We start from the raw sequence: 22,431 nt of genomic DNA, 5'->3' as shown, positions 1-22,431 counted from the left end.
TTTGCCCTTTGCTAATAAGCGCTTAATCGGCGCAAAAATTAAGTACGCATGTTACAGGTATCGCACATAAGAGAAAACAGCGAAAGCATTATTAAACTTTTGGCCATCAGAAACATTGATGCAAAGCCAATGATTGATGATGTCTTAAACTTTGATGAACAACGCAGACAATTACAAACGCAATTAGATGCAACAAAGGCTGAAATGAATGCGATGTCCAAAGAGATTGGAAATTTATTTAGATCTGGACAAGCAGAACAAGCAAACACACTTAAAGCTAAAACATCTGAGCTTAAAGAAACCATAAAAACTCTTGAACAAGAGCTTAATGAAAAAGCAGAAGCTTTAACCAATACGCTTTACAAAATACCTAATGTTCCTAACCCAATTGTACCAAACGGAAATTCTGATGAAGATAATTTAGAAACACTTTGTGACGGAGAAACACCTAAATTACATGAAGGTGCATTACCACATTGGGAGTTGGCCAAAAAATACGACATCATTGATTTTGAACTTGGTAACAAAATTACTGGTGCAGGTTTCCCAGTTTACAAAGGTAAAGGTGCTCGTTTACAACGTGCTTTAATTGCTTATTTTTTAGATAAAAATACGGATGCTGGCTATACAGAATACCAATTACCACATTTAATTAATGAAGCTTCAGGTATTGGTACTGGGCAATTACCAGATAAAGAAGGCCAAATGTACCACGTTACAGAAGACAATCTATATCTTATTCCTACAGCTGAAGTTCCCGGGACTAATATTTTTAGAGATGTGATTCTTAATGAAAGTGACTTACCTATTGGCATTACTGGTTACACACCTTGTTTTAGACGTGAAGCAGGTAGTTATGGCGCTCATGTAAGAGGTTTAAACCGTTTGCATCAATTTGATAAAGTTGAAATTATCCGTGTAGAACACCCTTCAAAATCTTATGAGGCCTTGGATGGTATGGTATCTCATATTCAAGATATTTTAAAAGAACTAGAATTGCCTTATCGTATTCTTAGATTGTGTGGTGGTGATTTAACTTTTGCCTCTGCGTTGACTTACGATTTTGAAGTCTTCTCAGCAGCTCAAGAGCGTTGGTTAGAGGTGTCTTCGGTTTCAAATTTTGAAACTTTTCAATCTAACCGCTTAAAACTTCGTTTTAAAAATGCTGATGGTAAAAACGAATTAGCCCACACACTTAATGGTAGTTCTTTAGCATTACCTCGTATTTTGGCAAGTATCCTTGAGAATTATCAAACTGAAGAAGGCATAAAAATTCCTGAAGTATTAATTCCATATACAGGATTTGATATCATTAACTAGTAATAGTCTTAAATGACTAAATGAATGCCCTAGGAAACTTGGGCATTTTTTTATGAAAGCATTTACAATATCTAAAGCTGTCATTTGTTATATTTACAACTTATGGCATATAGAAAATACATATTATCTCTCATCCTAGTTGTTCTCTGCTCATTTTCTGTATTAGGTCAACGCGAAGACCAAAAACAGTTGGCTGTAGGTGACGAGTATTTTAAAAAAGGGGAGTTTTCTAAAGCCTTAATTATCTACAAAAAACTTTACGACACTAAGCCATACGCTTACAACTATATGTATAAAATGGTAGACACCTACCAACAACTTGAGAGGTATGATGAAGCAAGATTACTTCTAGAGAAACGCATTACAAAGAATAGAATTCCGATAATACTGGTTGAATTGGGATATAACTATCAATTGATGGATAGTATCTCTAAAGCAGATGCTCTTTTTGAGGAAGCCATAAATTCCATTGACGAAAAACCAACTTATGTCTATGGTATAGGTCAACGTTTTGAGAAACATTCACTCCTTCCTCAAGCCATAAAAGCTTATAAAAAAGGAGCAGAGCAATTGCCAGACAAAAACTTCAGCGTTCAATTAGCTAGGATTTATGGAGATTTAGGTGATGTAAAAAACATGTTTGCCAATTACATAGATTATGTGGCTTTTAAACCAAATGCACTAAATAATATTAAGCGAAATCTGAGTCAGTTTATCTCTGAAAATAAGGATACCGAAAATAATAAGTCGCTTAGAGTCTTATTGCTAAAACGCATTCAGTCCAATCCTTATGCGCATTGGTATCAACTATTGAGTTGGCTTTATGTACAAGAGAAACAATACGGAAAATCCTTTGTTCAGGAAAAAGCACTTTACAGACGTAACCCCGAAAGTCTAGAACGCATTATAGATTTGGCTTTTACCGCAAAAGATGACGATGATAAAACTACTGCTAGCAATATCTTCAACTACATTATAGAAACCGCACAAGATTTAGATGTTTTGCTACTTGCTCACCAATCTATTTTAGAAATTGAAGCTGAAAATGCAAATGAGAAAACCCTAAAAGAAATCAATGACAAATACTTAGCATTATTTGAGAATTACGGAAAAACAGAAATTTCTTTACCGCTTCAATTATCTTATGGTCAATTTTTAGCCTTTAGCTTTAATCAGCCGGAAGAAGCTTCAAAATTCTTAAAAGCATCCTACAAATTAGATATTTCACCATATCAAGAAGCATTGGTAAAACTAAAATTAGCAGATATTTTAGTGCTTCAAGAAAAGTTTAATGAAGCCCTGATTTACTACACTCAAATAAAAGCAAACTTAAAGAATAGTACTATTGCACAGGAGGCTTCTTATAAGATTGCAAAAACAAGTTACTACAAAGGTGATTTTGAGTGGGCCGAATCTCAGCTTAAGGTTTTAAAAGCATCAACATCGCAACTCATTGCCAATGATGCTTTAGATTTAAAACTATTGATTTCGGATAATAAATACGATGATACCACCCAAACAGCACTAAAGTACTATGCAAAAGCAGATTTATTAGCGTTTCAGAATAAAACAAACGAGGCAATCAAGGTTTTAGATAAGGTATTAACCGAACACAATGGCGAAAGCATTATAGACCAAGCCCTTTTTACACAAGCAAAATTATACGAAAAGCAAAATCAGTTTGAAAAAGCCGAAGTTAATTACCAAAAAATAATTGCGGATTATCGCGAAGACATTTTTATAGATGATGCTTATTATTATTTAGCAGAACTTTACAATACACATCTAGCAAAACCTGAAGAAGCCAAACCGCTTTACGAAAAAATCATCTTCAATCATGAGGATAGCATCTATTTTGTAGAGGCTCGAAAAAAATTCCGGATGCTTCGTGGAGATACTATAAATTAAGTTCTAGGATGAAAGTAGCCGAAACCGAACGATTAATTCTTTCAAAAATCACAGTGGAAGATGCGCCTTTTGTTTTGGAATTGATGAATACACCAGGCTGGTTAAAATTTATTGGCGATAGAAATGTAAAAACTGTACATGAAGCTGCAGAATACATTAAAAACAATCAGCTAAAATGCTACGAAAAGCATAATTTTGGCTATTACAAAATGCAACTAAAATCTGACAATCTTAAACCTATTGGTACAGCTGGCTTGCTCAAAAGAGACAAATTAGAACATGTAGATATTGGCTTCTCAATCTTGCCTGAATTTCATGGAAAAGGCTATGGCTTTGAGACGTCTTCTGAGCTTCTAAATTTAGCTAAAGACGCTTTCAACATTAAAACGCTTTGTGCCATAACATTACCCATTAATAAAGTATCCATAGGACTGATTGAAAAATTAGGATTCAGTTATAAAAAAACCGTCAATCCTTTTGAGAAGAATGAAGACCTTCTCTTGTATGAAAAACAACTTTAAATGATAATTTACAACGTAACTGTAAACATAGACAATTCCGTTCACGACGAATGGTTAATCTGGATAAAAGAACACATCCCAAAAGTATTGGCTACCGGTAAGTTTGACCGTGCTACGTTTTCTAAAGTTATGGTCGAAGAAGAAATGGGCGGACAAACCTATTCTATTCAATACCGTTCTTATTCTAGAAAAGCACTAGACTTATACTATCAAGAAGATGCAGATAAATTACGCCAAGAAGGTTTAAAAAAGTTTGCCGATAAAATGTTAGCTTTTAGAACTGAGCTAGAGGTTATCGACGAATATGCTGTAAACTTTAAATAACATAAAAACCATGAGCGTAAAAGCCAAAAAACACTTAGGTCAGCACTTTTTAAAAGACGAAAACATTGCTAAGGACATAGCAGATACGCTTTCATTAAATGGTTATGATAATGTACTAGAGATTGGCCCTGGAATGGGCGTACTCACAAAATATTTGCTAGAAAAACCAACGACAACTCATGTTGTAGAAATCGATACCGAATCTGTAGATTACCTTAAAAATAACTATCTACACTTGGCAGATAGAATTTACGAAAAAGACTTTTTACGCTACGATCTAAATGAAGTTTTTAAAGGTAAACCCTTTGCCATTATTGGTAACTTCCCATACAATATTTCATCCCAAATCGTATTTAAAACTTTAGAAATGCGAGATCAAATTCCTGAGTTTTCAGGGATGTTTCAAAAAGAAGTAGCACAACGCATTTGCTCTAAAGAAGGCAGCAAAGTTTATGGTATTCTTTCGGTTTTAACACAAGCATTTTACGATGCAGACTATTTATTTACAGTGCCTCCAAGTGTTTTTAATCCACCTCCAAAAGTAGATTCTGGAGTGTTATTACTCACACGAAAAGAAAACTACAGCTTACCTTGTGATGAAAAATTGTTCTTCAGGGTTGTAAAAATGGGATTCCAACAACGAAGAAAAACACTCCGTAACAGTTTAAAAACATTCAATCTTTCCGATAATTTAAAAGCAAATGCTATATTTGGGCAGCGTCCAGAACAATTAAGTGTCGCTCAATTTATTGAGTTGACGACTTTGATTGAAAAAGACAAAAATTAAGCTAATTACTTTTAAATTCTCTGTGGAAGAAACTCAAGAAAATATCCAATTTCAACTCACGGACGAGCTTTTAGAGAACGTTCAACAACTTATCATTAATCAAGATAATAAGCAGTTGAAGGTGCTTCTTAATGAGTTTCACTATGCAGATATTGCAGAGATTTTAGATGAGATAAATTTTGAAGAAGCTATCTATATTATCAAACTCCTTGATAGCGAAACCACTTCAGATATTTTAACTGAGCTTGATGAAGATGTCCGTGAAAAAATTCTTAAAAACCTTTCAGCAAAAGAGATTGCAGAAGAGGTTGAAGAATTAGACACCGATGATGCCGCAGATATTATTGCAGAGTTACCCGAAGCTCGTCAAGAAGCTGTAATCTCTCAGATTGAAGACGAAGAACACAAAGCTGAAATTCAAGAGCTTTTAGCTTATGACGAAGACACTGCTGGTGGACTCATGGCTAAAGAGCTTGTAAAAGTCTATGGTACATGGACAGTTGCCGGATGTATACGCCGAATAAGAGGACAAGCCAAAGATGTAACAAGAGTACACTCTATCTATGTTGTGAATAAAGAAGAAAAGCTTATAGGCAGATTGTCTTTAAAAGACCTTATCACAGCAAAAAGCGAAGAAAAAATAGCAGACATTGCAAAGGACAATGTAGACTATGTCAATGTTAAGGACGATGCGGAGGATGTGGCTAGAGTCATGGCAAAATACGATTTAGAAGCTATTCCCGTTGTAGATGATGAGTTAACCCTACTTGGTAGAATTACAATTGATGATATTGTCGATGTCCTTAAAGAAGAGGCGGATAAAGATTACCAATTAGCAGCAGGTATTACGCAAGATGTAGACTCAGATGATAGTATTATAGAATTGACTCGTGCACGCTTACCATGGTTATTTTTAGGATTAATTGGTGGAATTGGGGCATTTATCATCATGGAAGGTTTTCAAGAATCTTTTAATCAATATGCTGTCTTATTCTTTTTCACACCACTCATTGCTGCAATGGCAGGGAATGTAGGTGTACAATCTAGCGCAATTATTGTACAAGGTTTAGCTAATGACGATGTTAAAGGAAGTGTTAATAGCAGACTTATAAAAGAGATGTTACTTGCTGCTCTAAACGGTGTTATTTTGGCTATTTTTCTCTTTGTATTTGTGTGGGCTTATAACGGTGAAATGGATAAAGCCTTAGCAATTTCAGTTTCTCTAGTTGCCGTAATTATTATTGCTGGTCTTATTGGGACGTTTGTTCCTTTATTTTTAAACAAGCGCGGTATTGACCCAGCTATTGCCACTGGTCCATTTATAACCACAAGTAACGACATCTTAGGTATTTTACTCTATTTCTGGATTGCTAAATTAATTCTAGGCATTTAATTCTCTTGGCTTTTGTAACTTTATAATATGAAAGCAATAAACATTAAAGATAAGCACGCTCTTTTTTCTAAACAATGGCATCCACATCGCATTGCCATGGTAGATAATATGCAAGTTATTTTAGCAAAGATTAAAGGCGAATTTGTTTGGCATAGCCATGAGAATGAAGACGAGTTATTTCAGGTTGTAAAAGGCACATTGTATATGCAATTTCGTGACCGTACTGAAGTTGTAAAAGAAGGCGAACTCATAGTCGTCCCAAAAGGCGTAGAACATAATCCATCAACCAAAGATGGTGAAGAAGTACATCTTTTATTATTCGAAAAACTAGAAACCGCCCATACAGGAAATGTCAAAGACGAAATGACACAAACCGAATATCCTTGGATATAATTTTCTGTCATGCTGAACTTGTTTCAGCATCTCATAAATTTTAAGTAAAAAGATTCTGAAACAAGTTCAGAATGACAATTATGAAAGTATTACACATAGACAGCAATCACGAACTCCTCATAAATCAACTCAACGATTTAGGCTTCACTAATCACGAAGATTATTCGTCTTCAAAAGCAGAAATTGAAGCCAAAATTTCAGATTATGACGGCATTATTATTCGTAGTCGCTTTAGCATAGACCAACAATTTTTAGATGCTGCTAAAAACTTAAAATTCATTGGTCGTGTTGGAGCAGGATTAGAAAATATCAATTGTGAGTATGCGGAAAGTAAAGGCATTTCGCTCTTTAACGCCCCAGAAGGTAATCGTAATGCTGTAGGTGAGCATTCACTGGCAATGTTACTTTCCCTATTTAATAAACTTAATAAAGCTGACAACGAAGTTAGACAAGGTAAATGGCTTAGAGAAGCCAATCGAGGTATTGAGCTCGATGGCAAAACAGTAGGCTTAATTGGCTACGGTAATATGGGTAAAGCCTTTGCAAAAAAACTTCTTGGCTTTGATGCTAACGTCTTGTGCTATGATATTAAGCCAAATGTTGGTGATGCCAACTGCAAACAAGTTTCACTAGAAGAATTGCAAGACAGAGCAGATGTTTTGAGTCTGCATACGCCACAAACACCTTTAACAATCAACATGGTTGATTCAGCATTTATCAATGACTTTAAAAAATCTTTTTGGCTTATTAATACAGCTCGTGGTAAAAGTGTGGTGACTGCAGACTTGGTTGAAGCTTTAAAGTCAGGAAAAATTCAAGGCGCAGGTTTAGATGTATTGGAATATGAAAAATCTTCTTTTGAAAATCTATTTACCTCAGAACAAATGCCAGAAGCATTTGAATATTTAATTCAGGCAGAAAATGTGATTTTAAGTCCACATGTTGCAGGTTGGACTAAAGAAAGCAAAGAAAAATTAGCACAAACTATTATAGATAAAATAAAAGCAAAATTTTGCTAATTTTAGAGAATGAAGAAAACCATTCTTGTTTTTGGAATGCTCATTCTTGCATTGCTTCTCTTATTTCAATTTAGTAAGTATGCCATTATTTCTGGTGATTTAAAGGTTGAATTGATTGTTGCCGCAATTGCTATTGTGTTTTTCTTTGTTGGTATCTACATTAATAAAAAAAGTTTATCTAAAACGGATACAACTGTTGTTAATATAAATGAGGAAAAAATAAAAGAACTAGATATTAGCAATCGTGAATATGAGGTGCTTCAAAAAATAGCTGAAGGTTTATCTAATAAAGAAATTGCAGAGCAATTATTTTTATCAGAAAGTACTATTAAAACTCACGTATCAAGTCTTTTGGTGAAATTAGATGCCAAGCGTCGTACTCAAGCTATTACAAAGGCAAAATCTTTCGAAATTCTTTGATTTAAGGTAGTTTTAGACTAAAGTATAAGAACTTTGGTACTTTAGTATGAGCTAAAAATCTCTGAACAAATTTACTTTTGACATATTAAATCTTTAAATCAATTATTATGAAAAATACTGTATTGAAGTTTGGCTCTTATGGACTCATCACCGGATTCGTTATTTTCACTTTACACCTTACCTTAGGTATAAATAACCTTGATTACTCTACTAATGAAATACTAGGTTATATCTCTATTTTTCTATCGCTTTCTTTTATTTTTTTTGGACTAAAACACTATAGAGATAAAATAAATAATGGTGCATTATCTCTAGGAAAAGCATTAGCTATGGGAATCCTAATTTCTTTGATGGTGGGCTTAGGAATAGCTATTGCAGATTATGCTTATACAAAATTTATAGATCCTGATTTTTTTAGTAATTATGAGCAAATGATGAGAGACCAAGATAAAGCAGATGAGATAATGGAAATGACAAGTGCTACAGCTGCAGTTTTTATGTTGGTTTTGGTTACTATTATTGGCTTTATTATATCTTTAGTATCTGGACTCATCCTCCAACGTAAATAACAACTAAATCAAGCATCATGCAATACAAAGCAGACTCACCAGAAGACTATATCAGTCAGCTTCCTGACGACCGAAAAGCTGCAGTTACAAAACTGCATAACCTTATTAAAGACAATATGCCAGAAGGTTTAGAAGCTGGTATAGGCTACGGTATGCTAGCTTATTTTGTCCCAAAGTCAATTTATCCAGCTGGCTATCATTGTAAACCTTTTCCGCCTTTACCGTTTATAAATGTGGCTTCTCAAAAAAATTTTATTGCATTATACCACTCTGGGCTTTATGCAAAAAAAGAATTATACGATTGGTTTGTCGCAGAATACCCAAAACATGCTAAGAATAAACTAGACATGGGTAAAAGCTGTGTGCGTTTTAAAAAAGTTGAGGATATTCCATACGATTTAATTAAAGAATTGTTAGGAAAAATGACGGTTGAAGAATGGATAGACATCTATGAAGCTGCAATAAAAAAGTAATAGCAAAATGGTGCAGAAAATTCAAGAAAATAATGCTGATGTCCGGTCATTTTTAAGTGAATTTAAAAACGAAGAACGCTATCAAGACTTATTAGATATCATGGCTATTATGTCTGACGTTTCTGGTGAACCTGCTAAGCTTTGGGGTAAACAAATGATTGGTTTTGGTAGCTATAATTACAAAAACAAAACTACGGAAGGCACTTGGTTTTTAACAGGATTTTCTCCTCGAAAAAAAGATATATCACTTTACATTATTGCAGGTTTTGAAAACAACCCCGAATTATTAGAAAAACTGGGAAAACACAAAACAGGAAAATCGTGTTTGTACATTAATCGCTTATCAGATATCGATGTTGATGTATTGAAAACCCTTGTTTCAAAATCTATAACAACTACAAAACAAAAACACTCATGAAAAAGCGCGTTACAGGCATTGGCGGATTATTCTTTAAGTCTAAAGACCCAAAAGCCTCCAAAGACTGGTATAAAAAACACTTAGGTTTTAACACAGACGATTATGGCTGTACCTTTTGGTGGAAAGACAAACAAGGTAATGATGCTACAACACAATGGAGTCCTTTTAAAGATGACACCACCTATTTTGAGCCCTCAAAAAAAGACTTTATGTTCAACTATCGTGTTGAAGATTTGGAGGCTCTTATAAAAACTTTAAGAGAAGAAGGTGTAACAATTGTTGGTGATATGCAGACATATGAATACGGAAAGTTTGCTTGGATACTTGATAATGAAAACAATAAGATTGAATTATGGGAGCCTATTGATGCTGCATTTAAATAATTTTGAATTGTTTTTTTAGTAATTTTAAGAGCTAACTAGTATTAACCTAAAACTAAAAAGTTATGTCTGAAGACAATAAAAATTTAAGTGATGACCTTGATGATATGATAGGCGACGTTAAAGAAGGCGCAAAAAAAGCAGGAGAAAAAATAAGTCAAAAAGCGAGTGAATTGGCAGATGATGCTAAAGAACTAGGGAAAGAAGCTAAAGAGAAAGCCTCAGAATTTGCTGATGAAGCTAAAGAAGTTCTTAGCGATGGTAAAAATATTGCAATAATTGCACATATAACCATCATAGGTTGGATAATTTCATTTATTATGCACTCTGGTAATAAATCTGAATTAGGAGCATTTTATCTTAGACAAACTCTTGGTTTGTTTTTATTAGCATTCTTAACTTGGATACCAGTTGTAGGATGGATTTTGGCAGTGGTGTTATTTGTAGCTTGGATAATGAGTTTAATTGGTTCATTAAGTGGTGAAAAGAAAACAACTTTTCTACTAGGAAACCAATTTCAAGAATGGTTTAAAGGATTGTAAAATCTATTGAAATAAAATATGTAAAGCTCAAGATTAGTGTCTTGGGCTTTTTCATTTCTCAGACAAACCATAATCTAGCGGTAATGCATCACCAACACGCTGATTACCCATTGCTCCATTAAAAAACAGTGCTTTTACGGGTATAAAATTACCGTACTTGTCGACAAAAAATGATTTTTCTTTTGGGATAATATCCGATTGCGCTTTACCTCTATATAACAAAGTTAAGCGACCCGAAAGCTTAATTTCTTTGAAATTAGAATTATCAACAGGCTTTACAAAAATGTGTTCTGCATACTTGACTCCGAAACCTCGTTTAAAAATCTTGTACTTTTCTTCGTTTAAATCACCTCGGTATAGAGAACGCATAAAATGTTGGATTGAGCCTTTAAACACCTTATCTCGTTTTTTTAAAACACGCTCTTTTTGTTCCTTGTTTTCGTCTTTATATAGTGATGTACCAGAATAAAACGTAGAATAGACGTTAAAATCATTCTTAAAAAGGTCTATGTAATTAAAGATGACTTCAAAATCCATCAAATCATAAGTAATATGATAATCTAAAGCGTTGTTCTCTATTTCTAGGGGCGCTTTAGCACTTGCACTCAACTGTTTTGCCTTTCTGTCGTATCTGAGAATAAGGTCGTCCTCATTCAAAATTCTACAGGACTTCCCATATTTAGAGGTGCCCAAAAAATTCTCTCTAAAAATACTGAGCTTTTGCTTTCGAGTTAAACCATCATCTGCATTAATTACCACCTCATCTAACTGGCTTGAAAGTTCTTTTAATTCAACTTCTAAATAGGTATAATTTCTAAAATCTGAAATTACAACCTTCTCATAACCTAGATATGAGATAATTAGTGGCGATTGTACAGCGTTGTTATAATCAATAGAAAATTCACCATTTTCATTTGTTGTTGTTCCAATAGTTGTGTTATTAAAATATACGGAAACAACTTCTATTGGAGTTTTACTAAAAGCATCAACAACTTTACCTTTTAAGGTTTGGGCACGAGAAATTAGGCAAGAAAAGAACAGTAAAATATATACAATTTTACTTGTCATTGTTATCCATGAATTTACGTTCCAATTCCGCTTGAAACTCTTCCATAACAGGTCTTACGGTACTTTCTGGTAAGTCAGCAATTTTGATGTACATTAAGCCATCTACCGCATTATTAAACAATGGGTCAACGTTAAAAGCTACTAATTTTGCATTTTGCTTAATGTATTTTTTAAGTAAAACAGGTAGACGTAACGCTCCTGGTTCTACCTCATCAATAATTTTATCAAATTTGTTTAAATCGGCCTCTGTAGCATCAAAAACAAAATCTTTATCTGCATCCTTTAGCTTCACCTTAAATTCTTTTTTAGGATGAACATATTGCGCCACATATGGGTCGTAATAATGCGATTTCATAAACTCAATCATCAAACTTTTAGAAAAGTTAGAAAACTGATTACTAATACTTACGCCACCAATTAAATATTTATGCTCTGGATAGCGCAATGTGGTGTGTACAATCCCTTTCCAAAGTAAGAAGAGAGGCATTGGTTTTTGTTGGTATTCTTTAATGATAAATGCACGACCCATTTCAATAGATTGGCTCATCATTTTATAAAGTTCGGGCTCAAAACGGAACAAATCCTGAAGATAAAAACCATCAATACCATAACGCTCAAAAATCTTAGAACCTAAACCCATTCTATAGGCGCCTGCAATCAGCTTTGCATCACTATCCCATAAGAACATGTGGTGGTAATACTTATCAAAATTATCTAAATCTATAGACTCATTAGTACCTTCACCAACTTCTCTAAAAGTAATCTCTCGCAATCGTCCTAACTCACGGAGAATATTTGGCATTTCATCAGCAGTGGCTAGGTAGACTTCGTAGTTCTTGCTCTTCAGTAATCTGCAATCTTTTTCATTAAGACGCTCAACTTCTTCTATCATTAGTTGAGAATCTACAGGAGTAACAATTCGCTTTGCGGGTTTTGGAACTTTTAAAGTCGATTGGATGTTGTCTAAAATCTTTGGTTTGTCTTCAAAAGCACGAGATAGCATGTACGTTTTCTGTCTTAAAAAGTCTGAAAAATCCTTTAAGCTTTCATGCTCTTTTTGGTCTTTTACAGAAATTGATTTTCCGACTCTTACCTTTATAACACGTCGCTTTTGCGTCAATAATTCCGATGGTAATTTAGCGGTTCTAAGCGTATCGCTTATTTTAGAAAGTCTGTAAAACAATCTACTATTTTTCGCATGGAAATAAATAGGAACTACTGGTACTTCTGCTTTTTGAATCAATTTCATGGCAGCATCTTCCCAAGGTTTATCTACAACGAGTTTGCCGTCGCGATATGTTGATACTTCACCAGCAGGAAAAACACCTAGAGGATGTCCTTCTCTTAGATGCAAAATGGCATTTTTAAATCCTGTTATGCTGCTTGCTGCATCCTTTCGGTCTTCAAAAGGATTTACAGGCATAATGTATGGTTTTAGTGGCTCTATTCTATGTAATAAAAAGTTTGCGATAATCTTAAAATCGCTTCTTTGCTCAATCATTAGCTTTAGTAGCAAAATACCATCAATTCCACCCAGCGGATGATTAGACACCGTAATATATGGACCTTCTTTTGGTAACCGTTTTAGATCTTCTTCTGGGATTTCAAATTTAATTTGAAAATCATCTAACAATCCTTCTAAAAACTCCAAATCATTTAAATGCTTATTACGATTATAGACTCTGTTTAACGAAGATATCTTTAAAACTTTCATCAAAATCCATCCTGCAAATGTGCCCAAAAAACCATACTTGTCTGCGTTTATGGCTTTTGCGACTTCTTTTGCGGAAACCAATCCTGTATTTGATGATTTGCTCATATAAACAAATGTAATATTATTTATTTAGTAACTATTTGTACGGTTTGTTGTGTTAACTGTTTTAGTAAAACGGTTTTATCTTTTTCTAAGGCTTTAATAGCGTTTTCAGTGAAATGTCTTATTGTATACAAACTTACATTTTCGTTATATCTCACCTTAAATTTTGCTTTGAGATGCTGTAATAATTTGTCTAAATTATTATAGGTGTTCTCTAAACACACCGAAAAGCTAATAGCTGAATTTTGTATAACATCTACCTTCATCTTATAATAATGAAGTAAACTGAAAATTTCACTAATATTTTCTTCAACGATATACGAAAAGTCAAGTGATGATAACGAAATAAGCACCTGATTCTTTTTGACTATAAAACAAGGAATCTCCGGCTCCAGAGTTTTGCCCTTACTTACGCTTGTACCTTCTGCTTCTGGATTTAAAAACGATTTTACATACAACGGAATCTCTTTGCGCTGTAGCGGCTGAAGCGTTTTGGGGTGAATTACCGAGGCTCCGTAGAATGCCAACTCAATGGCTTCTCTATACGAAATCTGATGGAGTAGCGTAGCATTTTCAAAATAACGTGGGTCTGCATTTAAAACACCCGGCACATCTTTCCAAATGGTAACACCTGTAGCGTTAAGACAGTAGGCAAAAATAGCTGCAGTGTAATCACTTCCTTCTCTACCTAAGGATGTTGTAAAGTTATTGGCATCACTACCTAAAAACCCTTGAGTGATATTTAATATGTCTTTATTAAAATTCTTATTTATTAGTCCTTGGGTAACTTCCCAATCTACATTAGCACGGCGGTAATAACTATCTGTTTTAATACAACTTCGCACATCTAACCAATGATTTTGTATACCTATTTCACTGAGATAGAAACTAATTATTGTCGTTGACAGTAACTCACCATAACCTATAACTTGGTCATAGACAAAATTGTAATCTGGAGATTTATTTATTTTGAAGAAATTGCTTAATTCAGTAAAAAGTGATTTTACTTCTTCAAAAATTTGGTGCCTTTCATTACCAAAAAGGTCGAGCAGTATTTCGTTATGAAATTTTTTGACCTCTTGTAATGCACTTTGGAGCTCTGCTTTATTTTCAAAGTAATTTTTAATAACCAACTCCATGGCATTGGTTGTTTTTCCCATTGCAGAGACGACAATAAGTGTATTATCGTAACCTACTTTTTGAAGTACGGTAGCTACATTTTTTACACCTTCAGCATCTTTTACAGAAGCACCACCAAATTTGAAAACTTTCATCTAAATATTGGCTATATAATTATCAATCGCTGCCTCATCCATCTGCACGATATCCCAATCTCGCATTACATTTGCTCCCTTTTGTTCATAGAATTTAATCGCAGGTTCATTCCAATCTAATACATCCCAAGAAATACGCTTAACCCCTTTTTGCTTACCATATTTAACCACTTCATCTAGTAATAAAGTTCCTAAACCTTTTCCTCTACAAGCTTGAGAAACAATTAAGTCTTCAAGATGAATAACCTCACCTTTCCAAGTAGAATATCTAGGGTAAATCATAGCTATACCTTCTATGCGACCATCAACCTCAATCACAAAACAAACAAACTTTGGTTGTTCTCCAAAACCATCTTTTATAAGCTGTTCTGGAGTTATAATTACCGCATCAGGCTCTTTTTCAAAAACTGCCAATTCTTTAATGAGTTCAAAAACTCTAGGCATATCATCTTTAGTAGCTAATCTTGTTTGGCTCATGTTTTTACAAATAGGTTTTCAAATATAACTGAAAGTGGGTATAGTTTTCAATTTATTTACACAACGAAAACGTTATAGTTGTTTAAAATATGCGATATTTGCCTTAGTAACCAAATATTCTATTGCATGTCCCACCGCAACCAAACTCTTGGGGAATTTATAATTGAAAATCAATCTGCTTTTAAATACACATCGGGAGAGTTATCTCGACTCATCAATTCTATTAGATTAGCCGCCAAAGTTGTAAATCACGAAGTTAATAAAGCTGGTCTTGTTGATATTATTGGTACTGCTGGCGACACTAACATCCAAGGTGAAGACCAACAAAAATTAGATGTGTATGCCAACGATACATTTATTAAAACCTTAACCAAGCGTAATATTGTTTGTGGTATAGCAAGTGAGGAGGAAGACGATTTTATATCTATTAATAGCCAAGACGAAAATCACCAAAATAAATATGTAGTTTTAATAGATCCTCTTGATGGATCCTCAAACATAGATGTTAATGTTTCTGTTGGAACAATTTTTTCAGTTTACCGAAGAGTTACTCCTGTAGGAACACCTGTTACTATTGAGGATTTTTTGCAAAAAGGCAATCAGCAAGTGGCTGCTGGTTATGTGGTTTATGGGACCTCTACAATGTTAGTTTATACGACTGGACATGGTGTAAATGGCTTTACATTAAACCCTGCTATTGGTTCTTTCTATTTATCGCATCCAAACATGCAATTTCCTGAAAACGGTAGAATATATTCTGTTAATGAAGGTAATTATATTCATTTTCCAAAGGGTATAAAAGATTATATAAAGTATTGCCAAATGGAAGAAGGCGACAGACCTTACACCTCAAGATATATTGGTTCTCTCGTTTCAGATTTTCATAGAAATATGATTAAAGGTGGTATTTATTTGTACCCTAAAAGTTCTATGAATGCTAAAGGAAAATTACGGTTATTATACGAATGTAATCCAATGGCATTTTTAGCTGAACAAGCAAACGGAAAAGCTAGTGATGGATTTACACGTATCATGGATATTCAACCTTCCGAACTTCATGAGCGTGTGCCTTTTATTTGTGGAAGTAAAAATATGGTAGAAAAAGCTGAAGAATTTATGCGAAACGCATAAAAAAAAGCGGTGCTTCAAAAATTTCGGCAACCGCTTATTATATTATAATCCGTACTTTATAATTACTGATTCATATTCTTCATTTTTTCTGTAAACTCGTCTAAGTCTACCTCATAGTGTACCAAAGTTAAGGCCTTATCTGCAATGTATTTTACATTGTCTTGGTTAAAACCTAACCCAATACATAACTTCTCTAATAAAGCAACTTGATTAGGTCCTTCGATATGATCTGCCCAAACCATACGTGCTAAATCGTACAAACGCTCTAATCTCTCGTTATAGGAATGTGGTGCATTTATTGGATGAGATGCATAATCCTTAAGAATTTCCTTATAATCGTGCTCGTTAATATCTAGTCGTGTAGCCAATCTGTCTAAAAATGCTTTTTCTGCATCATTGATAATTCCGTCGCTCATGGCAACTCTTACAATCGCTGCAAAATGGTCTTGGTTACGTTTTTGAAATCCGCTCTCGAATAAATCTGAAAATGACATATATCTTTTGTGTTTTTTTAGTCGCCACAAATATAATTCTATTAAAAGATTTTTAAATATATAAAGACTTAAAAATTTTATATTTGCACACTCAAAATAAGGCCATTGAGTAAAACTACAATTACCCAAACCTATGCACAGACTTTGCAAACGCAAAATCTGCAAACTTCTATTGCCCAAACCGAAGGAAAAACGCACTTAAAAGGTCTTGTTGGCTCATCACTTTCTATAGTGATATCTGAGGTTTTTAAAGGTGCTGACATACCATTTTTAATTGTTTTTGACGATAAGGAAGAAGCCGCTTATTACCTTAACGATTTAGAACAATTGATTAACGATAAGGATGTGCTTTTCTATCCTGGAAGCTACCGCAGACCCTATCAGATAGAAGAAACAAACAATGCTAATGTTCTACTACGTGCTGAAGTATTAAACCGCATAAACTCAAGAAAAAAACCTGCGATAATTGTTACGTATCCAGATGCACTTTTTGAAAAAGTAGTCACCAAAAAGGAGCTTGAAAAAAACACGCTTAAAATTACAGTAGGCAACGAACTAAGTCCTGATTTTGTCAACGAAGTTTTGTTTGAATACAAATTTAAGCGTGTAGATTTTGTGACCGAACCAGGCGAATTTTCTGTTAGAGGTGGTATTATTGATGTATTCTCGTTTTCGCATGACGAGCCATACCGTATAGAGTTTTTTGGTGACGAAGTGGACAGCATTAGAACTTTTGATGTAGAAACGCAACTCTCAACAGAGCGCATCAAAAAAGTGAGCATTATACCAAATGTGGCCAATAAGTTTATTGAGGAAAAACGCGAAAGTTTCTTAAAATATATCTCCTCAAAAACTGTTGTATTTTCTAAGAATCCATCTTTATTATTTTCAAGAATTGATAGTTTTTATGAAAAAGCGGTTGAGGCGTTTCATGAGCTTTCTGATGACATCAAGCATACTTATCCAAATGAGTTGTTTTGCAACTCGCAATTATTGAAACGTCAGTTTTTAGAATACAATTTAGTTGAATTTGGGACTTCTGCCATGCTAAGCAATCAGGGTAGTAATGTCATTGAATTCCATACAAAACCTCAACCTTCGTTTAATAAACAATTCAATTTATTAATTGATGATTTAAATGATAATCATAATGAAGGTATAACCAACTACATTGCCTGCGTTAGCGAGCAACAGGCCAAACGCTTTCACGATATTTTTGATGACTCGGATGAAACCGTTCGCTATAAAACCGTAGTACTTTCACTCTACCAAGGATTTATTGATAGAGAACATAATATTGCTGTTTATACAGACCATCAAATTTTTGACCGTTATCATAAATTTCATCTTAAAAATGGCTACGCTAAAAAGCAGGCTATTACACTTAAAGAACTCACAAATCTCGAAATTGGAGACTATGTAACGCACATAGACCACGGTATCGGAAAGTTTGGCGGCTTGCAAAAAATAGATGTCGAAGGCAAAAAACAAGAAGCTATTAAATTGGTTTATGGCGAGCGCGATGTGTTGTATTTAAGCATTCACTCGCTTCATAAAATCACCAAGTTTAATGGTAAAGATGGCAAGCCTCCAAAAGTCTATAAATTAGGAAGTAAAGCTTGGAAAACGCTTAAGCAGAAAACCAAATCTCGTGTAAAGGAAATTGCCTTTAATCTTATAAAACTCTATGCAAAACGAAAACTGAGAAAAGGCTTCCAATATGCACCAGATAGCCACATGCAGCACGAGCTTGAAGCCTCTTTTATATACGAGGACACACCAGACCAAATAAGCTCTACGGCAGATATTAAAGCCGATATGGAGAGCGAACGTCCTATGGATCGTCTCGTATGTGGAGATGTAGGTTTTGGTAAAACCGAAGTAGCCATTAGAGCCGCTTTTAAAGCTGTGGATAATGGCAAACAAGTTGCTGTTTTAGTTCCAACAACTATTTTAGCCTATCAACATTTTAGGACATTTAAAGAGCGTCTAAAAGACTTTCCTGTGACGGTAGATTATGTCAATCGGTTTCGAACGGCGAAACAAAAACGCGAAACTTTAGAAGGTCTAGAAAATGGTGCTGTAGACATTATTATTGGTACGCACCAACTTGCTAATAAAAATGTAAAGTTTAAAGATTTAGGTTTGCTTATTGTTGACGAAGAACAAAAATTTGGCGTTGCGGTAAAAGAGAAATTAAAGACCATCAAAGAGAATGTAGATGTGCTTACATTAACGGCGACGCCAATCCCAAGAACACTTCAGTTTAGTTTGATGGCGGCACGTGATTTATCGGTAATTACTACGCCACCACCAAATCGTTATCCGATAGAAAGCCATGTGATTCGGTTTAATGAAGAAACAATTCGAGATGCGGTTAGTTACGAAATACAACGTGGCGGACAAGTGTTTTTTATTCATAATCGTATTGAAAATATCAAGGAAGTTGCTGGGATGCTACAACGATTAGTACCGGATGCAAAAATTGGAATCGGACACGGGCAACTCGATGGCAAAAAACTAGAAGAGTTAATGCTTGCCTTTATGAATGGTGATTTTGATGTTCTTGTGAGTACAACCATTGTAGAAAGTGGTTTAGACGTCCCAAATGCCAATACTATTTTTATTAATAACGCCAATAATTTTGGATTAAGTGATTTGCACCAAATGCGCGGTCGCGTTGGTCGAAGTAACAAAAAAGCGTTCTGCTATTTTATTACACCAGAGTATTCTGCAATGACTACAGATGCTCGAAAACGTATTACAGCTTTAGAACAATTTACAGAGTTAGGCAGTGGATTTAATATTGCCATGAAAGATTTAGAAATCCGTGGCGCAGGAGATTTATTGGGTGGCGAACAAAGTGGTTTTATAAACGACATTGGTTTTGACACCTATCAAAAAATTCTAAATGAAGCTATTGATGAACTTAAAGAATCAGAATTTGCAGATTTGTATAAAGATGACGGTAAGCCAAAAACTTACGTTAAAGATGTCACTATAGATTCAGATTTTGAATTGCTTTTCCCAGACGACTACGTCAATAGTATAACCGAACGATTAAATCTTTACACCAAACTTAACGAGATAAAAACCGAAGAGGAGTTACAAAAGTTCGAATCCGAAATTGTCGACCGTTTTGGTGAAATGCCAACACCAGTTTTAGATTTATTTGATAGTGTAAGATTGAAATGGATTGCTACTAAAATGGGCTTAGAAAAACTCATCATGAAAAAAGGGAAGCTTATTGGCTACTTTATCCAAGACCAACAGAGCAAGTTTTATCAGAGCGATAATTTTACTAAAGTGTTACAATTTGTTCAACAACATCCACAATATTGTAAGATGAAAGAAAAACAGACCCGAAATGGTTTGCGTTTACTTTTAACTTTCGACAATATTAAATCAACATCGCAAGCTTTAGCAGTGCTTTCTAAAATAGAATGAAACAGAACGTCCATATTCAGAATTTACTATGGCTTACTATAGCCACCGTTTTTATTAGTTCTTCGGGAGCATTAGGTAAATTTATAGATATGCCAACACCCGTCATCATTTGGTGGCGTTCTGCTTTAGCGGGTGTTTTCCTATTCATCTTTTGCAAATACAAAGGCTTTTCTTTAAAAATAGAATCTGGTAGAGACCGACGTATTTTTATTATCGCTTCATTTTTTATGGCAGCACATTGGATTACCTATTTCTATGCCCTAAAACTATCTAATGTTGCTATTGGAATGCTAACCTTATTTACATTCCCCGTTATTATTGCACTATTAGAACCGCTATTTTCTAAGCTAAAGTTTGATAGTGTTCATTTGTTTTTAGGCATTTTAGTTCTTATTGGTGTATATATCCTGGCGCCAGAATTTAATCTTGAAAGTTCGCAACTTCAAGGTGTCTTTTTTGGACTGCTTTCAGCCGTCTGTTATGCTGTTAGAATTTTATTGTTAAAAGGTCAGGTTGTAAAATACAATGGAACTGTACTTATGTTTTATCAAGTGGCAATTATAAGCGTTATTTTAATTCCTGTAGTTTTAATTGGCGACTCCTCAAATATTTCTACTCAGTACCCTTTTGTTATTCTTTTAGCCTTATTAACTACTGCCATTGGACATACCATGTTTGTAAATAGTCTAAAGTATTTTAAGGCAAGTACAGCTAGTATTATTGGGAGTTCGCAGCCTATTTTTGGGATTATTATTGCCTATATTTTTCTAAACGAAATACCAACTTCTAATACCTTTATTGGTGGAAGTCTAATTTTAGCAACTGTAATTATTGAAAGTATTCGATCTAAGAAAAAATAAAATGTTTTAAATTGGCGCAATAGTTGTTGTTTTCTCAACACCTTCAAAATTTAATTTTCATGAAAAAGATATTTTTTGCGTTTTTAATACTGCCCACTTTACTTTTTGCTCAGCACACAGTTAGCGGCACATTTTCTCCCGCATCAGACTACACCTATGCGTTTTTATACGAAGCCACGCCAGAAGGTGCAAACTATGTAAATCGAGCACAACTCGACAGTTTAGGTAGTTTTTCTCTAACGCTCGACGCAAATGCAAAACCTGGTATTTACAAAATAGTTTATGCTATTCCTCCAGAGGAAAATAATTTTGATTTGGTTTATAATGGTAAAGAGGATGTTGATTTTAGTTTTAGCCTTGAAGAAGGTGTAAATTTTAATGAGTCGTCCGAAAATAAGCTTTGGAATTCGTACCTCAACAGTATGGATGTTGTTAACCAAACTATAAGTAATTTTTACGCTAAAGGCGGAAAGGACAAAAATGCGTTCTCATCAATTTTTGAAACACTAAAGGACACGCAAAAGCAATACGAGGATTTAGCAGAAGGTAAATTGGTGCAGAAATTTATAAAAGCCAACACACCATACATGCCTTCTGAATATGAAGATTTGGTGACGTATTCTAAAAACTTAAAAGCCAACTTTTTTAAGCATATAGATTTTAATGACAACTTTTTAAGAAGTTCTAGCCTATTAACCGACCGTGTCAGCGGTTTCGTTTTTGGTCTTTCGCCTAATACAGATTTAGACACCTACAAAGCTCATGTAGATATTGTGGCTAATGCCGTAAAGAAAGGCGATAAGGACATACAAGTGCAGCTCTTAGAATTATTATGGCAAGAATTTAAACGTCGTGAAAACCATGATATGGCCAATTATATTTCGGACAACTACTTATTAAGCTTAGCCGCCGAAACCGGAAATCAGATTTTAGAACAGCAATTGGTAAGTTATAAAAACACATCATTGGGTGCTGTTGCGCCAGATTTTGAAATACAAACTGAGCCTTCTCTTAAATTATCCGAGCTAAAAGGAGATAAATACTACGTACTTATTTTTTGGAGTAGTGGTTGTGGTCATTGTCTTAAAGAACTGCCTAAAGTCAACGACTTTATGAAAACCGTTTCTAATACCAAAGTCATTGCCTACGGATTAGAAAACGATGCTGTTAGTTGGTCTGAAGAAATTAAAAAATACCCTGATTTTGTTCATGGTATTGGTTTAGGCAAATGGGAAAATCCTTTAGTACAAACCTTTGCAATTGCCGCAACACCAACCTATTTTGTTTTAGATGCCAACAAAAAAATTATTGCAAAGCCTTATGATGTTGAAGGGTTAGAGAAGTTTTTTGGTGGAAAATAGATTTTAATTAAGAAAAGATTTAAATTTTACTGTATC

23 protein-coding genes are annotated in these 22,431 nt (G+C 34.4%); 18 read left to right on the top strand and 5 right to left on the bottom strand.

Annotated features, from left to right (window positions below):
• Nucleotides 1-48 precede the first annotated feature (48 nt).
• From serS to BUB95_RS06040, 14 genes are all read left to right on the top strand, one after another.
• Complete coding sequence (serS, locus tag BUB95_RS06105) at nucleotides 49-1,320, top strand: serine--tRNA ligase (RefSeq protein WP_073084293.1); 1,272 nt, start codon at nucleotides 49-51, stop codon at nucleotides 1,318-1,320.
• A gap of 102 nt (nucleotides 1,321-1,422) precedes the next feature.
• Nucleotides 1,423-3,228, top strand: coding sequence for a tetratricopeptide repeat protein (locus BUB95_RS06100; RefSeq protein WP_073084290.1), 1,806 nt, complete (start codon nucleotides 1,423-1,425; stop codon nucleotides 3,226-3,228).
• A gap of 8 nt (nucleotides 3,229-3,236) precedes the next feature.
• Nucleotides 3,237-3,749 carry a GNAT family N-acetyltransferase gene (locus tag BUB95_RS06095; RefSeq protein ID WP_073084288.1) on the top strand — a complete coding sequence of 171 codons (513 nt, stop codon included), beginning with the start codon at nucleotides 3,237-3,239 and terminating at the stop codon, nucleotides 3,747-3,749.
• Nucleotides 3,750-4,073 (top strand): DUF4286 family protein, encoded by a 324-nt coding sequence (locus tag BUB95_RS06090; protein WP_073084285.1) that lies wholly within the window; start codon nucleotides 3,750-3,752, stop codon nucleotides 4,071-4,073.
• Nucleotides 4,074-4,083: 10 nt separating this feature from the next.
• On the top strand, nucleotides 4,084-4,860 hold the full coding sequence (rsmA, locus tag BUB95_RS06085) for a 16S rRNA (adenine(1518)-N(6)/adenine(1519)-N(6))-dimethyltransferase RsmA (protein WP_073084283.1): 777 nt from the start codon (nucleotides 4,084-4,086) through the stop codon (nucleotides 4,858-4,860).
• Between the two features lie 22 nt (nucleotides 4,861-4,882).
• Nucleotides 4,883-6,253, top strand: a complete 1,371-nt coding sequence (mgtE, locus tag BUB95_RS06080) for a magnesium transporter (RefSeq protein WP_394333620.1) — start codon at nucleotides 4,883-4,885, stop codon at nucleotides 6,251-6,253.
• Nucleotides 6,254-6,280: 27 nt separating this feature from the next.
• The gene (locus BUB95_RS06075; RefSeq protein WP_073084280.1) at nucleotides 6,281-6,646 is read left to right on the top strand and encodes a cupin domain-containing protein; all 366 of its coding nucleotides are present in this window, start codon (nucleotides 6,281-6,283) and stop codon (nucleotides 6,644-6,646) included.
• Between the two features lie 80 nt (nucleotides 6,647-6,726).
• A complete protein-coding gene (locus BUB95_RS06070) occupies nucleotides 6,727-7,665 on the top strand; it encodes a 2-hydroxyacid dehydrogenase (RefSeq protein ID WP_073085118.1) in 939 nt (312 codons plus the stop codon).
• Between the two features lie 9 nt (nucleotides 7,666-7,674).
• Complete coding sequence (locus BUB95_RS06065) at nucleotides 7,675-8,085, top strand: response regulator transcription factor (protein ID WP_073084277.1); 411 nt, start codon at nucleotides 7,675-7,677, stop codon at nucleotides 8,083-8,085.
• Between the two features lie 107 nt (nucleotides 8,086-8,192).
• Nucleotides 8,193-8,654, top strand: a complete 462-nt coding sequence (locus tag BUB95_RS06060; RefSeq protein ID WP_073084275.1) for a DUF4199 domain-containing protein — start codon at nucleotides 8,193-8,195, stop codon at nucleotides 8,652-8,654.
• A gap of 17 nt (nucleotides 8,655-8,671) precedes the next feature.
• Complete coding sequence (locus tag BUB95_RS06055; protein WP_073084273.1) at nucleotides 8,672-9,127, top strand: DUF1801 domain-containing protein; 456 nt, start codon at nucleotides 8,672-8,674, stop codon at nucleotides 9,125-9,127.
• 7 nt (nucleotides 9,128-9,134) lie between these two features.
• The gene (locus BUB95_RS06050; RefSeq protein ID WP_073084270.1) at nucleotides 9,135-9,545 is read left to right on the top strand and encodes a DUF1801 domain-containing protein; all 411 of its coding nucleotides are present in this window, start codon (nucleotides 9,135-9,137) and stop codon (nucleotides 9,543-9,545) included.
• Nucleotides 9,542-9,928 carry a VOC family protein gene (locus BUB95_RS06045; RefSeq protein ID WP_073084267.1) on the top strand — a complete coding sequence of 129 codons (387 nt, stop codon included), beginning with the start codon at nucleotides 9,542-9,544 and terminating at the stop codon, nucleotides 9,926-9,928. The genes BUB95_RS06050 and BUB95_RS06045 overlap by 4 nt, the downstream gene beginning before the upstream one ends.
• A gap of 62 nt (nucleotides 9,929-9,990) precedes the next feature.
• Nucleotides 9,991-10,467: a YtxH domain-containing protein gene (locus tag BUB95_RS06040; protein WP_073084264.1), complete on the top strand. Its 477-nt coding sequence runs from the start codon at nucleotides 9,991-9,993 to the stop codon at nucleotides 10,465-10,467.
• A gap of 51 nt (nucleotides 10,468-10,518) precedes the next feature.
• On the opposite strand, the gene BUB95_RS06035 is transcribed toward BUB95_RS06040, so the two are convergent.
• The 4 genes from BUB95_RS06035 to BUB95_RS06020 are packed head-to-tail and all read right to left on the bottom strand — an operon-like array spanning nucleotide 10,519 to nucleotide 15,102.
• On the bottom strand, nucleotides 10,519-11,535 hold the full coding sequence (locus BUB95_RS06035) for a carboxypeptidase-like regulatory domain-containing protein (RefSeq protein ID WP_073084261.1): 1,017 nt from the start codon (nucleotides 11,533-11,535) through the stop codon (nucleotides 10,519-10,521).
• The gene (locus tag BUB95_RS06030) at nucleotides 11,525-13,354 is read right to left on the bottom strand and encodes a GNAT family N-acyltransferase (protein WP_073084258.1); all 1,830 of its coding nucleotides are present in this window, start codon (nucleotides 13,352-13,354) and stop codon (nucleotides 11,525-11,527) included. Before BUB95_RS06030 ends, BUB95_RS06035 begins: the two co-directional genes overlap by 11 nt.
• A 20-nt stretch (nucleotides 13,355-13,374) precedes the next feature.
• A complete protein-coding gene (locus tag BUB95_RS06025) occupies nucleotides 13,375-14,625 on the bottom strand; it encodes an aspartate kinase (protein ID WP_073084255.1) in 1,251 nt (416 codons plus the stop codon).
• Nucleotides 14,626-15,102 carry a GNAT family N-acetyltransferase gene (locus tag BUB95_RS06020; protein WP_073084252.1) on the bottom strand — a complete coding sequence of 159 codons (477 nt, stop codon included), beginning with the start codon at nucleotides 15,100-15,102 and terminating at the stop codon, nucleotides 14,626-14,628.
• 126 nt (nucleotides 15,103-15,228) lie between these two features.
• On the opposite strand from BUB95_RS06020, the gene fbp reads away from it, so the two are divergent.
• Nucleotides 15,229-16,233 carry a class 1 fructose-bisphosphatase gene (gene fbp / locus BUB95_RS06015; protein ID WP_073084249.1) on the top strand — a complete coding sequence of 335 codons (1,005 nt, stop codon included), beginning with the start codon at nucleotides 15,229-15,231 and terminating at the stop codon, nucleotides 16,231-16,233.
• A 62-nt stretch (nucleotides 16,234-16,295) separates the two neighbouring features.
• Here the strand turns inward: fbp and BUB95_RS06010 are convergent, their stop codons facing one another.
• Nucleotides 16,296-16,727: a tellurite resistance TerB family protein gene (locus BUB95_RS06010; RefSeq protein WP_073085116.1), complete on the bottom strand. Its 432-nt coding sequence runs from the start codon at nucleotides 16,725-16,727 to the stop codon at nucleotides 16,296-16,298.
• 105 nt (nucleotides 16,728-16,832) lie between these two features.
• Here BUB95_RS06010 and mfd point away from each other — a divergent pair, with 105 nt between their 5' ends.
• Genes mfd through BUB95_RS05995 form a run of 3 tightly spaced genes read left to right on the top strand, consistent with a single transcriptional unit; the run spans nucleotide 16,833 to nucleotide 22,395 of the window.
• Complete coding sequence (gene mfd, locus BUB95_RS06005) at nucleotides 16,833-20,174, top strand: transcription-repair coupling factor (RefSeq protein ID WP_073084247.1); 3,342 nt, start codon at nucleotides 16,833-16,835, stop codon at nucleotides 20,172-20,174.
• A complete protein-coding gene (locus tag BUB95_RS06000) occupies nucleotides 20,171-21,034 on the top strand; it encodes a DMT family transporter (protein WP_073084245.1) in 864 nt (287 codons plus the stop codon). Before mfd ends, BUB95_RS06000 begins: the two co-directional genes overlap by 4 nt.
• 59 nt (nucleotides 21,035-21,093) lie before the next feature.
• On the top strand, nucleotides 21,094-22,395 hold the full coding sequence (locus tag BUB95_RS05995; RefSeq protein ID WP_073084243.1) for a TlpA family protein disulfide reductase: 1,302 nt from the start codon (nucleotides 21,094-21,096) through the stop codon (nucleotides 22,393-22,395).
• Nucleotides 22,396-22,431: the final 36 nt, after the last annotated feature.

Source organism: Winogradskyella jejuensis, from assembly GCF_900129745.1.
In the GTDB taxonomy this organism is placed as follows: Bacteria; Bacteroidota; Bacteroidia; order Flavobacteriales; family Flavobacteriaceae; genus Winogradskyella; species Winogradskyella jejuensis.
Note: the sequence above shows the minus strand (reverse complement) of the source record. Positions and strands in the feature narration are given on the sequence as shown.